This is a genomic window from Paraflavitalea pollutisoli, from assembly GCF_029360705.1.
Taxonomy (GTDB): domain Bacteria; phylum Bacteroidota; class Bacteroidia; order Chitinophagales; family Chitinophagaceae; genus Paraflavitalea; species Paraflavitalea pollutisoli.
The window spans coordinates 399,118-413,155 of record NZ_JARKMX010000002.1; the positions used below are offsets into that span (position 1 = coordinate 399,118).

Genomic DNA, 14,038 nt, shown 5'->3' on the forward strand with positions numbered 1-14,038 from the left:
AGTAGAAATTTGACTAATGAACGCAACTGCCCGCCGCCTATTTTTTGGAACGATTAAACCACCTTTTCTTCTTATCCCCGCCTTCAAAATAGCCGCCATTACCATTATTATTACCATAGCCATAGCCATAGCCATAACCGTAGCCTCCGTAGCCATAGTAGCCACCATAGCCCGCACTCTTATTGATGTCATTCACGATGATAGAAAGATGCGGCAACTTTTCATTCCGGTGAATATCATCAATCAATTGGATCTGCTTCTTGAACGTATAATTATGGCGAACGATATAAACAGCCGCATGAGCATGCTTACCCAACGTAATGGCATCGCTGACCAATCCCACCGGAGCGGTATCAATGATCACCGTATCGAACATCCGCAACAATTCCGCAAACAGCTCATTAATGCGCTCATTCAGCAACATCTCAGACGGGTTCGGCGGCACCGGTCCACAGGGTACCACAAATAGATTCTGCACCTCGGGAACGGGATAAACGATATCACTCAACTTGATGTCACTGACTATATAGTTGGTAATCCCTTTACGCTCCTGCAAACCCAGCCCCTTCATGATCTTAGGTTTACGGATATCAAATTCAAGGATCGCTGTCTTTTTACCCGACAAGGCCAGTACCGATCCAAGATTGGTACTTACAAAAGATTTACCTTCTCCACTAAAGGAAGAAGTAACCAATATGATTGGCTTCTCTACCTTGGGCAATATATATTGAAGGTTTGAGCGAATGATACGAAATTGCTCCGCCAGGAACTTACGACTATTGCTGGTCACCACCAATGCTGTAGCCTGATCGGCATGCCCCACTTCACCAAGGATTGGGGTATCGGTGATTTGTTCGATCTCCTGCTTACTACGCACCCGGTCATTCATATAGTCACGCACCAGGATAATAGCCGTTGGTATAGCAAGCCCAATGACAAATGCGATAATATAGGTCAGCTTCCTGTTGGGACTGACGGGAATACCGGACGCCATCGCAGGCTCCATCACTTTGATGCTTGAAATAGTAGAAGCCGAAGCAATGGCTGTTTCGAGTTTTTTCTGCAGCAAATAGGCCGATAACTCCTGCAAAATACCTTGCTGTCGGGTTACCTCACGTAACTGCTTTTCTTTGGAAGGCAGTTGACTAATTAACCTGTCCGACTCCCTACCCCGTGTGTTCATCTGATTCAACGACAAATCGAGCGTCTGCCGCAGGTTGCGAACGGTTTGCAACATATCCAGCCTCAATTGCTCGATGGCCGCATCCATTTCAATGATCCGTGGATTACTGGCGGGTGTTGTTTGCAGCGCCGTCTGACGCTCAAGCTGAAGCCGGTTAAAACCCGTCACTTGCTGCAACAAAGCAGGCTCCTCGATCCCCATTGTGAAAGAGATCATCATATATTGATTGGCTTTATCCGACAGGTGCTTGATCAGATGATCCATCGCACGCAACCTCAACTCCTGCTCGACAACTTGCTTGTTACTTTCAGACAACTGATCGAAGAAAAGCTTGGTTTGAGCCTCCGCATCATAGATCTGATTGGTCTCCCGAAACCGTTGAAGATTTCTCTCAACCCCACCCAACTCGCGAAATACAGTATCAAGCTGCTCATCGATAAATTCCAGCGTCTTCGCAGCAATCTCTTTCTTATCCTCAAGACTTCCCTGTTGATACTCCTTCATGTATTGATTGACAATGTCAATACCTTGCTTTATGTTCTCGCTTTTGTACGAAAGCGCCAATACGCTGGTATTATCATTCACCCGGATCACGTTGATTCCTCCCGTTAAAGCAGCAGCAACACCTTCCAGCGGAGACCACGAAACGCCAAAAATATTGCTTGAAAACATCTTGAGGTTGCTGTTGTTTCGGGTAAGACGGAATTTCATACCTCCGGCATTGACAGGCTCGTTATAGATACGCTTTTGCGGATCCTCATTGATTTTATAGTGATCGTTTTCCAATGTTACCTGAACACCAGCACCCTGTGTAGAATCAGCAATCGATAAGATTTCAAATACAAAAGGCATATCCCGGGGATGCACAATGGTCGACCGGATCTTCCCTTTATTAAATACCTGCGTTTGCAGGTTCAGGCTGCGCACCACCCTAGCAGCCATATAACGCGACCGGATGATTTCCATCTCGTCATTGATCTTGTCTGCCCGTTGCATCATAAAGATGTCATCGAACTTCTCCCCGCCACCACCTACAGCAGATTGCGTAGCAACTAGTAATTTTCCCGAAGTATTATACACAGCCGGAGAATACCTTAGCTTGATATAAGCCAACGTAAACATCAATAGCAAGGACACCAATATCCACGGTAGGTACCGGATATACTTGAACACGATCTCCCGGGGAGAGATGGGCAGCTTAGACTGTTTTTTCTCAAAAGTTTCTTCTGACATACTAAATATGACTTATCTGCTAAATATATTAATAAAGATAGCAATGGTTGACAAGACGCTGGCCGCCACCGTAATATTACGCACGGTAATCTGATCGTTGACAGCCCCCTTGTTCTTGGCGACGTCTACAATTACCATATCGTTCGGCTGTAGGTAGTAATAGGGAGAGCCAAAGACTTCCGGCTTGCTCAGATCCAGCTGCTGAAATTCACGTTTGCCCTTAGATTCACGTACCACCATCACATTGTTACGTTTGCCATATACGGTAATATCGCCAGCCAGGCCGAGTGCTTCAAAAATGTTCACTTTTTCGGTAGGTATACTGTAAGTACCGGGTCTCGTCACCTCGCCAATCAGCGTGATCTTGTAATTCATCAGTCGTACTTCCACATAAGGATTTTTCAGCAGGTCCGCTTTTGCATACATCGCCTCCAGGGTATCAGCCAATTGGTCCTTGCTCCAGCCTTCCACTTTGATCGTGCCCAGCTTGAACAATTGGATCTCACCGGTTTGACTAACCAGGTACGTAGGCAATGTGGTAGCACTGCCTAATGAGGAGGAACCAATTGGACCATTGTCACCCGTACTGACACTCGGAGTAGCGCCTTGCTGCCTGATCACTGCCGAAGTAGCCACGGGATTGTCACTGAACAAAGCAATACTTAGTAGATCACCTTTCTGAATGACCGGCTCTACAAACTGCACCTTACTCAAAGCCACAGTATCAAAAGCACCCTGCACATATTGCAGGTTCTTTACGTTACCACAGGAACAACCCAAAACAATAATGAAAACAACCAATAGAAAGCCAGTAAGGCGTTGCATGAAAATTATTTTATGATAATGATCAAATCTACTATTTCTCGATCACCGCAACTTTCGTCTTATCGATATAAGCGGTAAGTGTAAAACCTATACTCTCGATCAGCACTTCCACTTTTTTGCGCAAAACACGTTTTACCGTACCCTTCTTGCCCATCAGCACACCCTGGTTCACCACAACGGTATCATCGGGTGCAATATCCAGCTGTCGAACCTCCACATCCTCATACTCATTTAGAAACTTGCGGATCACCAGGATCTCCTTGTCTTTGATGATCGCCGGCTTACCTTGCCAGTAAACAAAATTCACCACCCCATTCACTGTACGCACCGGCGTCTTTTCCTCCTCACTCACCCGCACAAAAACATATGATTTGAAAAGTGGCTCCTCCACGATCTTGATCCGGTCACTCCATTTACGATGCACCTTATTCAAAGGGCAATAACACTCCATGCCCTTCTCCACCAGCAAGGCATGCACCTTCTTCTCCCACCGGGGCTTCGTGTACACAGCGTACCATTTCCGCGTATTACCGTTGATCGGCATCTTTGCTTACCTGCTCGTTCTCCAATCTATAGACCTGCTTACTTTCCTGGCAAACAGCCTTTCCCGATTCATCAAATTCCAATTGGTTCCCATACTCACCCACCCAACCCACCTGGCGGGCAGGGTTGCCAACCACCAGCGCATAAGGCTTTACATCCTTTGTAACCACGCTACCAGCGCCTATTAACGCGTATTCACCAATCGTATTGCCGCATATAATAGTAGCATTGGCGCCGATAGAAGCACCTCGCTTTACAAGCGTCTGGCGATACTCATGCTTGCGCACGATCGCACTTCTCGGATTGATCACATTGGTAAAAACCATGGAAGGGCCAAGAAACACGTCGTCTTCACACACAACACCCGTATAGAGGGAAACATTATTCTGCACTTTTACGTTATTACCCAAAACCACATCCGGCATAACCACCACATTTTGACCAAGTTTGCACCCTTTTCCGATCACACAACCTGGCATAATATGAGAAAAATGCCAAATTTGGGTACCCTCGCCAATGACGCAACCAGCATCGATCACAGCCGTATGATGTGCAGTAAATCCCAATTTCCAGGATATTTTGACTTTCAGCAAAAAAGCAGAGCTTCGCCACCTCAGTCACAGAAATAATCCATAACTGACTGATTATAAATTATATAAACTATGCTCAGCCTTACCTTAATGAGAAAAGGGTATAAGTAAGCCTTCTTTCGAAGTGCTCCTTATACCCTTCCATCTATAATATTGTAAAATTGCTTGTTGTGTTATTTTCACAGGTATTCGTTCCAGGTCAACAAAAAAGCATTGGACTGCCAACTTTTCTTCTGACGATTGCAAATATAGGAGATTTTTAATGCGCAAAATCATGCCATTAAAATACTTAAATCATTATTTTTCAATAAAAAATACCAGTTCCTCAGTCACAAAAAGCCAGCCCACCCATATTGACAGATATGAACAATTCAGCTAATCTATTTTCTGGCAAATGATGCAATCCAACTGCAGAGATTAAACATAATTAATACATCCACATGTGAACATGAAGGCTAACCGCAATGGACAAAAATAACAACGCTCGCAAAATGAGCACTTCATAACAGCACTCCGATCGCAGCACTCCCATTACAAACGACAGACCAAAAAATGGGCATTCATCGTATTTAGTTTTAATTCTTTGGAAACATTGCCCCACCTTAACTACTTGCACCTTCCCGCTAGTTCCTTATCTTTCCCATAAATACAAACTGCTTTGAACCAACGCTTCTACTCCCTCGACGTATTTCGCGGAGCGACCGTCGCCCTAATGATCCTCGTCAACAACCCGGGAAGCTGGGGCAACATGTATCCGCCATTGGCACACGCCCCCTGGCATGGCTGCACACCAACCGATCTCGTCTTCCCATTCTTCCTGTTTGCAGTAGGAAATGCCATGTCATTCGTAATGCCAAGACTGGAAGCTGCCGGCACACCGGTATTTCTGCGCAAAGTATTTACCCGTACACTACTCATATTCGCTATTGGCCTGTTCCTCAACTGGGCGCCATTCGTAAGATGGGCCGAAGACTCACTCGTATTCCGCCCCTGGGCCGATCCAGTCCTGGAAGGCAAAACACCTTCGGGCGTACGCATACTGGGCGTGTTGCAACGTATCGCCCTCAGCTATTGCTTTGCCGCATTGATCATCTATTTCCTCAAAATACGGGGAGCCTTATTCGCATCCATCCTTCTTCTGCTGGGTTACTGGGCACTTTGTGTACTCGCCAATCCTGCCGACCCGTATAGTCTCCAGGGTTACTTCGGCACACAGGTCGATAAGGACATACTCGGCGTTGCACATATGTACAAAGGAGAAGGCGTACCCTTCGACCCCGAAGGCCTTACAAGCACACTGCCCTCGATTGTCCAGGTAATATTTGGGTATTTTATTGGCCATTATATACAGCAAAAGGGGAAAACCTATGAAATGCTGTCGCACCTCTTCGTAGCTGCAGGCATCTTCCTCTTTGCAGGCTTCTGTTGGGATATGAGCTTTCCGATCAACAAAAAGATCTGGACCAGCTCATTTGTATTCTATACCACCGGCCTGGCCATCTTCGTGTTATCGATAACAATCTTCCTGATCGAATTTAAAAAAGCACACGAAAGAAGACTGATGACCGCCAGCAACAAAACCATTTTGGTAGCAGTAGCGCTCAGTCTGGCATTGGCCTGGCCCTTGAAAGCCATTTTCGACAAACCATATATAAGCGTTGCGCTGGCCCTGTTGATCACAGGCTTGATCATCATCATGGCGTTGAGCAACTACTGGAGCAGCTTTTTCGACGTGTTTGGAAAAAACCCCCTCTTTATATTTGTACTGAGCGGATTTCTCCCAAGACTAGTGGGCCTCTTACGGTGGACGGATCACCACAACGACCAGGGCAACCCGGTATATACCAGCGCCTTTTCCTGGTTTTACGAAAACATATGCAAACCGCTTTCCGACAACCTGAAGAATGGCTCATTGCTATACGCTTTAAGCATGATCGCATTTTACTGGATAATCGTGTATTGGCTCGATCGTAAAAAAATCTATATTAAGGTATAAGCTCCGTGCACACATGTATATCCAGGAAAACCATTTCAAAAGAGAACACAACAACTTCGATGCGCTGCGACTACTGGCTGCCCTGCTGGTATTCGCATCGCATTCCACGGGCTTTTACCTGCCTGCCAAAGAACCATTGGCCTTGCTCACCAATGGAGCATTTCACCTGAGCCATCTGGGGTTATTTATATTCTTTACACTCAGCGGCTTTCTTGTTTGCAGAAGCCTGGACCGCTCATTTAAAGACTATTTTCGAAACCGCTTGCTGCGTATTGTGCCCGCACTGGCAATATGGACAATCCTGATGGTGTTCCTCGTTGGCCCCCTTTTCACCACCCTTCCAATCCCTGAATACTACAAAAGGTCACAAACCTGGTATTTCCTGATACAAAATATGATCCCAGTCCAGGTAGCCTTTTACTTACCCGGCGTCTTCGACGGCAAAGCAGTCAACCCTTCGCTTTGGACAATCCCCCTCGAGATAAAATGTTACATCGCCCTGGCACTCGCCTACCTGACGGCCCTGTTAAAACGCAGGCAACTGATGGCAGCCGGCTGGATCATCCTGCTGATTGCCAGCGCATGCGCCACCAATAACCATACGCCCATCAACAACTTCCTCCACCCCTTCAAACAAAGCATCCAATTAGCTGCCTGCTTTGTGGGAGGAACAACCTGCTACCTATACCGCGACCAATTGCCCTTCAAAACAGCCATTTGGCTGTTATTGCTTGGCAGCTGGCTGGGCTCCTGGGCAATATCACCGGCTGCCCTGGCGGTAACCACCAACTTGTTTTTTGTGTATACGATACTCGGACTGGGAGTAAGCAGGAAGGTATTACCGGCACTAAGAATAGATATTTCCTACGGCATCTATCTGTATGGTGCACCGGTACAATATATAATATATACTTTGGCAGGAAACCAGTTAACCTACTGGCAATTTATCATTACAACTACTGCAGGCACAATACTCTTCGCTACATTGTCCTGGTTGGGCATTGAAAAAAGAGCCCTTCATTTAAAACGTCATACGCTCATCCCGATCCGCCAGCCTGCCTCCCAACCAGAAGACGAGGCATATCATCATAAAAAGCAGGCTTAGAATAATTACCGAAAAACGTGCAGCTGCCATATCATAGGCCAGCATGGCATTCCAGTGCGAAACGCCGTGTAGCAAACTGTTCAGCATGGCCGTATTACCGATGATATCGCAAATACCGGCACCCACCAATAGCCAGGTGCCAGCCCTCGCAGCGCGGATCAGTATCTCATGCCCCGTCAACTTCGAAAGATAAGCGCAACCAACAGCCAGGCCGGCAGTGTATAACCCAATAAAAGCAAAATTGAAATAGACCCCATACAGGGCTTTCTGGAGCAATCCCAGCTGCCGCCACTCCAACAGTATCCCCTCAGCAGTGGCAATATGTTTAGCGATCTCAAAACGAACCATCTCACCATAAGTAAGTGGTCGAAGCAAAGTATCGGCACAAACAACAAAAATGATATTCGCCAGAAGTAACCACCAAAACCAACGCTGAAGAGCTTTCATGGTAAGATGAATTAGTTGCAGACAAAAAGAAAAACAGATGTTCCAACTAAAGATAAACTATTTTTCATTGACCTTACCCTCCTGCTGTACTGACAGGAAAGCGACGCAATTCCTATAATTTTAATAACTTATGCCATGAAAAAGCTCCTTCAATGGCTCTTCAGGAAACCCGTGGCCTGGCTGGCAGAAAAGATCTCCTCCTCGCCCGACAAAGACGCCGTATTCACTTCCCTGTCCAAACTACAGGACGATATCTTAAAAGGCAAAGGCTCCAATGGACCAGTACTGCCCATCGACATGAACAACGCGAAGATCATCGTCTTCTCCGATCAGCACAAAGGCTGTCGCGATTTCGCCGACGATTTCGCCCCGGCAGAAAACAATTACCGCAAGGCACTACAACACTATTTTGACCAGGGATATACCATGATCAATATCGGCGACAGTGAAGAACTTTGGGAAAACACCCCCAAGGCCATCATTGAAAGTAACCGGCTGACCCTACTGGAAGAAGCCAGATTCCTGCAGGAAGATCGCTACTACCGCATTTTCGGCAACCACGACCTGGAATGGAATTACCTGATACAACAAAACCAATACCTTAAACCCATCTTTGGAGATAAACTCAAGGTGTATGAAGGAATGCTGTTGACAACTATTCACAATGAAAAACAATACAGCCTATTCCTGACCCATGGACACCAGGGAGATAAAAAAAGTGATGGCAACCCCTTTAGCAAGTGGGTAGTAGCAGCCATCTGGACGCCCATACAACGTTTTCTGGAAGTCAGCATCAATACCACCGCCGACTCCTTCGAGCTCGTAGACCGGCACAATGTGATCATGTACGAATGGAGCGCAACCCAAAGAAACCTGATCTTCATCAGCGGCCACACCCACAAGCCGGTATTTGCCTCCCTGGACCATATCGACAGACTCACCAAACAACTCGAAAAAGCCATTGCTACCAACGATGAACAGCAGGCAAAAAGCATCACTGCCGACCTGGAAAAAAGAAAACTGGAATACGCCGGTAAACAGTTTGTGAAAACCATGGCGCATCCCAGTTATTTCAATAGCGGTTGTTGTTGCTTCAGTGATGGAGATATAACAGGCATCGAAATAGCAGATGGCTATATCCGCCTCATCAAATGGGAAGCTGCTGACGAAGGCCCCATCCGAAAAGTATTGGAAGAATCGCCACTTTACTACGTCTTCGACTCACTCATCTAGCAATACCCCGCAAGCACTATTCACCATCAACAGTTCCGCCCTTCTTCATCCAGGGTTTTGGAGCCGTTCCGTCCATCTTTACAATCTTCGGATAAAAAGCCCCAATCGTATCGACAAGGTGCTGCTGTGCTTTCATCACGGCATGAATATCCTTGTAAGCATGAGGCGCTTCATCCAATCCACCACCCAGCAGCTTCACACCATGCTTGGTGAGCATGTCATGCAGCGCACTTTTCGAGATGGAGTTCAGCGCAGCGGTCCGACTCATTTGCCGGCCGGCACCATGCGAAGCAGAGTGAATGGAAGCGAGCTCCCCTTTCCCCTTTACGATAAAGCCCGGTGCCGTCATGGAACCTGGAATAATACCCAGCACATCCTTACCGGCAGGGGTAGCACCCTTCCGGTGCACGACTACCTCGCGGCCATCATACAGTTCTTTCCAGGCAAAATTGTGGTGGTTCTCCACCATCTTCATAGGTTGCCGCCCAAGCTGCCGGGCGATCTTTTCATGGATAACATGATGACAGGCACTTGCATAATCACCAGCCAGGTTCATCGCCATCCAGTATTCAATACCTTCCTGTTCCTCCATCGACAGCCAGGCAAGATGCCCCGCCTCGCTCGGTAACAAACGTTTTTCTTTGGCCACCTGCGTATAATGGTTGGCAACATTGGCACCCAATGCCCTCGACCCCGAATGGCTCAATAAGCCAAGGTAAGTGCCCGGCGCCACATCCAACTGAGCATCACGTTCCTTCACCTCCACGATACCAAACTCCACGAAATGATTGCCCGAACCGGACGACCCCAGTTGTCTGGCCGCCTTACCTTGTAAGCCCTTCAATAGCGGAACCTCATTGAATTCAGACCGGTTGAGCACTGGATGATCGACCAGCTCATCAAAATGTTTTCCGCTACCAAATAGCGTGGCCTCATTCAGTTCACGGGTAAAAAAATGCTCCCGTCGCGTCAGCTCCTTCGGATCGATATCAAAGATCGACAAACACATACGGCAACCGATATCTACCCCTACACCATAGGGGATCACCGCATTTTCAGTCGCCAGTACGCCGCCGATCGGGAGGCCGTATCCGGCATGCGCATCAGGCATCAACGCACCGGCCACAGAGATCGGCAGTCGCACAGCCAGGTTCATCTGGCTGGTGGCGCCTGCCTCGATATACTGACCACCAAAAACATTGTACGGCACCCCGGTTGCCTTTAGCGATACTACCTCACGGTCAGGCTCCGGCCCCGGAATCAATTGATAAGCCACAGGTGCCAAAAACTCATGAGTAGCAAATGCCGTCGGATCGGCCAGCACTTGCTTCAAGAGATCAATGGCATCCTCCACCGTATGATGTTTATAGTGTTTCTCCATCACCTGCATGGCGATACTGATAACAGGTGCTTCCGGAAATCCGGCCGCCCGTAGTTCTTTTCCTTTCAGTTTTAACTTTGCCATAATCTTAGTTTTCAATAACAGCCCTCCGGAAGCCAATTGTTTGTACCTGTTGAGATTCATAATTGACATCCCTGGGATTAGCCACCTCGGCAATCGTCATGGGCTGCTTAACGACAATATCCTGTTTAAGATGTTGGGCCAGCCGCTGTGCCTTTTGCACACCCAGTTTGCCAAACTCATACCGGGCAATCAATCGCCCCTTACGGGTGAGTGCCTGGTCGATAAGCGTTACCGAACTATTGAAAGTACAGATCAATTGTACATTCAAAAAGTCCGCCAGCAGCCCATCAGAAATATTCAGCAAATTCGACACGGTCGATTGCGGATTGGTGCGCCGGTCCATGATCACGTTTTCTGCATCTTCGATCACCACCACACAATTCGGATTATCGATCAGCAAATCAATAAAATCGGGATCGGTAATACAAGTCGCAATATTCGGTGACAGGAAAAGGACCTTCTTTTTGATCTTACCGATCAGGTAGCGGAGGTAGGTAGTCTTTCCCGACCCAGGAACACCGTGCAACAATACGATCCCTTTGTCATCCTTCTGATTCAGACGCTGGCGTATCAGTTCGTCCACCGGCTTAAAATCATCCTCGTAGAATAAATCAAGATCCAGCTTGGTCCTTTTAATCTCCATCGCCTTCAGTTCGAGATAATTGCCACTTTTAACAATCAGGTTGATCTCCAAAGGTTTTCTGCGTTGCCGCTCCTTAAAGCCGCGGATAAAGGCCACCATCTCTGCCGTCGACACTTCGAGCGATTGCGCATAGAATATTTTGCAATAGCCCTCCGAAAACTGCAGCAGCCGTCGGTCCTTCATAATGACGACCGTATCGTCGAAATCGGCCTTCTTATCCTTGCGCCGGATATACCGGTAGGTGTGCACCGATTCGATCAGGTCTTTGAATTGTACACTGAAAGCATCGAAAGCCTTTTCGCCTTCAATGTCATCGACAAAATGAACGCTGGGGATACCAGCAAAACAATACATATACAGCGCCTGGCAATCGATGAAATACCTGCCAAAAATACTGTTGGCGCTGATGATACGCTGTTCTATAGCGTTTTCCATAATTTAAATTGAAATAGTAAAAAGATTGATTCGCCCCTGGCCTGCCGACCAGGGCCACACAATTCATCCCTCACTATTTCATCACAAGAGTACGCATAACCTATAGTTTTAAGCACGGGCTACAGGACTCGAACCTGTATTACCGGTTTTGGAAACCGGCCTGTTGCCAATTACAATAAACCCGCAGGTGGCCCAAACGGCCTCACAGACGACCTAAGAAGACTCGAACTTCTATCTGTACGTTCGTAGCGTACTATTCTTCCATTGAACTATAGGTCGTGATCGGTTGTCTCCGGGACTCGAACCCTGATCTCCTCATTCACAGAGAGGTGTTTTGCCGGTTAAACTAAAGACAACAACTGGTTACCAGGCTCAGATTCGAACTGAGAACATCACAGTCAAAGTGTGATATGTTAGCCGGTTACACTACCTGGTATCGTTGGCCTGGCGGGACTCGAACCTGCAACCTGCTGCGTATAAGGCAGACGCTCTCACCATTGAGCTACAAGCCATCTTCATTGCGACCACTCGACTTGTATAGAAAACATTCCCTACCAATAAACCAGCTCCCTGTATAGCAGGCAGGACTCGAACCTGCACCCTCTTCGTTCCAGGCGAAGTATCCAACCAATTGGAATGCTGCTATATATCTACCCCACCACGGCTACTTTCTCCAATTGAACCAGCTGCCGCTTCGCATGTTGCACCAGAAAAACCAAATAATGATATACATCGAGTTTACCCAGATTATTAACGGTCATAACCACCCATACACATTGTCAAACGTGCTGGTTAAATCTTTTCTAATAATACTCATAACATCCTCCTTCATAAACTCACTGTTGATTGGAAAAGTAGCCTCCCGTTGCATCCCGGGAGAACTACCATCTCCTCCTTTTTGCACATAATATTTTCAATGAAACCCACAGACATGTAGCGCCATTGGATATACGCTCATAAGCCAAACTATCGTACCGCAAAACCCGCAGGGTGTTCTACATGACCTGTCATGTTTTCGCAGGAATCATTGTTCCTTCCCTCGCCCTTGGATCCAAACACGTGCGCCAAAGCCTTAACAGCCAGCACAACCAATAATAATTTCATAATAACCTCCTTGCTAAGTTGCTTAACCGGGCAACAAAAAAACCCGGCCTTAAAATAGACCGGGTTTCGTATTCACTAACGCACAGCACTTACTGCACGGGAATCTTATCCGGTCGTTGATGATCGTTCTCCTGGCCTATTTGATTAAGCCAGGTATTTAGTTTCGTCGGGGCATGGCATGGCCATATAGACAGTGTATGAACACTTGCCCTGAGCGCAAATGGTATGGATTGTTTTTGCTCTTGCATCATGGTGAAAAACAAAAAACCCCGCTGTGGGCGGGGCTTTTGTTATATCTAGGTTTTGTATGCTACAATTTACCTGGCAACAAAATATGCCCCGCATGAATGGTACGATCCTCCTGTCCGGGATTGAACCATGTGCCGATTGCTATATGCGATTGTAAGCGTGACATATGTTTGTGTTTTAATAATTTTAACAATGCAAAGGTGTAATTATTTTTCTATTTCCACCAACTTTTTCTAAAAAATATTTTCTGCAACGGAACGTATCCGATATACAGGGCGGATTTCACGAACAGGCACAGTCGATTATTTTATCAAACAGTGCCGGGCTTATAGAGATGATGACGAATAGCGTAAATAATGATACCGGCAGTATTTTTCACATCCATTTTCTCCATGATCTTCATGCGCAGTCCTTCCACCGTGCGCACACTTAAAAAGATCTTTTCAGCGATCTCCTTGCTGGTAAGACCATTACAGATAAACGTAATGATATCCAGTTCACGACTACCGAACTCCGGTTTATTCTGTAGCTTATGTGGGTTGAACTTGCTCTTGGCGACCATCTGCGCCAGCTTGTTAGAAGTGTGCCGGCAATAATAAGGCTGCTCATTATACACCGACTTGATCGCTTCCACGATCTCATATTTGTCGGCATTTTTCAACAGATAACCTTTTGCCCCGGCTTCAAGCATATCGATGATCAGGTCCTCTTCATCAAACATCGTCAGCGCAATAATACCGACCCCGGGGTGATGTTCGGCCAGGTGGCGTGTAGCGGTAGCTCCATCCATATTGGGCATCTTTACATCACTGATCACAATGTCCGGATTCAATGCCTGTACCTGATCGATGAGCTCCTTCCCGTCGCCCGCCTCACCGATCAATTCAATATCCGGCTGCTTCATAATGACCATACGCAAGCCATCTCGGTAGATCTCATGGTCGTCAGCAATAATGACCTTAATATTGCCGTGTACTTTCATACTAT

Annotated in this window: 11 protein-coding genes and 6 tRNA genes; 3 read left to right on the forward strand and 14 right to left on the reverse strand. The window is 46.9% G+C overall.

The window, feature by feature from the left end:
• Positions 1-37: 37 nt before the first annotated feature.
• Genes P2W70_RS06345 through P2W70_RS06360 form a run of 4 tightly spaced genes read right to left on the reverse strand, consistent with a single transcriptional unit; the run spans position 38 to position 4,323 of the window.
• A complete protein-coding gene (locus P2W70_RS06345) occupies positions 38-2,416 on the reverse strand; it encodes a GumC family protein (protein WP_276480599.1) in 2,379 nt (792 codons plus the stop codon).
• Between the two features lie 12 nt (positions 2,417-2,428).
• Complete coding sequence (locus P2W70_RS06350; RefSeq protein ID WP_276480600.1) at positions 2,429-3,241, reverse strand: polysaccharide biosynthesis/export family protein; 813 nt, start codon at positions 3,239-3,241, stop codon at positions 2,429-2,431.
• 31 nt (positions 3,242-3,272) lie between these two features.
• On the reverse strand, positions 3,273-3,749 hold the full coding sequence (locus P2W70_RS06355) for a UpxY family transcription antiterminator (protein ID WP_276480601.1): 477 nt from the start codon (positions 3,747-3,749) through the stop codon (positions 3,273-3,275).
• Between the two features lie 19 nt (positions 3,750-3,768).
• Complete coding sequence (locus tag P2W70_RS06360; protein ID WP_276480602.1) at positions 3,769-4,323, reverse strand: acyltransferase; 555 nt, start codon at positions 4,321-4,323, stop codon at positions 3,769-3,771.
• Positions 4,324-5,032: 709 nt separating this feature from the next.
• Between P2W70_RS06360 and P2W70_RS06365 the strand changes: the two genes are divergently transcribed.
• Together P2W70_RS06365 and P2W70_RS06370 are read left to right on the forward strand one after the other, a co-directional pair.
• Positions 5,033-6,370, forward strand: a complete 1,338-nt coding sequence (locus tag P2W70_RS06365; protein ID WP_276480603.1) for an acyltransferase family protein — start codon at positions 5,033-5,035, stop codon at positions 6,368-6,370.
• Positions 6,371-6,383: 13 nt separating this feature from the next.
• Entirely contained in the window at positions 6,384-7,475 is a 1,092-nt protein-coding gene (locus P2W70_RS06370) for an acyltransferase family protein (RefSeq protein ID WP_276480604.1), read from the forward strand.
• On the opposite strand, the gene P2W70_RS06375 is transcribed toward P2W70_RS06370, so the two are convergent.
• The gene (locus tag P2W70_RS06375; RefSeq protein WP_276480605.1) at positions 7,392-7,922 is read right to left on the reverse strand and encodes a hypothetical protein; all 531 of its coding nucleotides are present in this window, start codon (positions 7,920-7,922) and stop codon (positions 7,392-7,394) included. The genes P2W70_RS06370 and P2W70_RS06375 overlap by 84 nt on opposite strands.
• Before the next feature lie 135 nt (positions 7,923-8,057).
• Between P2W70_RS06375 and P2W70_RS06380 the strand changes: the two genes are divergently transcribed.
• Positions 8,058-9,155 carry a metallophosphoesterase gene (locus P2W70_RS06380; protein WP_276480606.1) on the forward strand — a complete coding sequence of 366 codons (1,098 nt, stop codon included), beginning with the start codon at positions 8,058-8,060 and terminating at the stop codon, positions 9,153-9,155.
• A gap of 16 nt (positions 9,156-9,171) precedes the next feature.
• Here P2W70_RS06380 and P2W70_RS06385 read toward each other — a convergent pair whose 3' ends face one another.
• The 9 genes from P2W70_RS06385 to P2W70_RS06425 all read right to left on the reverse strand — a co-directional run bounded on the left by P2W70_RS06385 (position 9,172) and on the right by P2W70_RS06425 (position 14,033).
• Positions 9,172-10,620: an RtcB family protein gene (locus tag P2W70_RS06385; RefSeq protein WP_276480607.1), complete on the reverse strand. Its 1,449-nt coding sequence runs from the start codon at positions 10,618-10,620 to the stop codon at positions 9,172-9,174.
• A 4-nt stretch (positions 10,621-10,624) separates the two neighbouring features.
• Positions 10,625-11,698: an AAA family ATPase gene (locus P2W70_RS06390; protein WP_276480608.1), complete on the reverse strand. Its 1,074-nt coding sequence runs from the start codon at positions 11,696-11,698 to the stop codon at positions 10,625-10,627.
• Between the two features lie 113 nt (positions 11,699-11,811).
• Positions 11,812-11,883: transfer RNA gene (locus tag P2W70_RS06395), tRNA-Trp, on the reverse strand.
• A 23-nt stretch (positions 11,884-11,906) separates the two neighbouring features.
• Positions 11,907-11,977: transfer RNA gene (locus tag P2W70_RS06400), tRNA-Arg, on the reverse strand.
• Between the two features lie 5 nt (positions 11,978-11,982).
• A tRNA-His gene (locus tag P2W70_RS06405) sits at positions 11,983-12,055 on the reverse strand.
• Positions 12,056-12,058: 3 nt separating this feature from the next.
• Positions 12,059-12,134: transfer RNA gene (locus P2W70_RS06410), tRNA-Gln, on the reverse strand.
• A gap of 3 nt (positions 12,135-12,137) precedes the next feature.
• Positions 12,138-12,210, reverse strand: a tRNA-Ile gene (locus tag P2W70_RS06415).
• A gap of 61 nt (positions 12,211-12,271) precedes the next feature.
• Positions 12,272-12,344, reverse strand: a tRNA-Pro gene (locus P2W70_RS06420).
• Between the two features lie 1,017 nt (positions 12,345-13,361).
• Positions 13,362-14,033 carry a response regulator transcription factor gene (locus P2W70_RS06425; RefSeq protein WP_276480609.1) on the reverse strand — a complete coding sequence of 224 codons (672 nt, stop codon included), beginning with the start codon at positions 14,031-14,033 and terminating at the stop codon, positions 13,362-13,364.
• Positions 14,034-14,038: the final 5 nt, after the last annotated feature.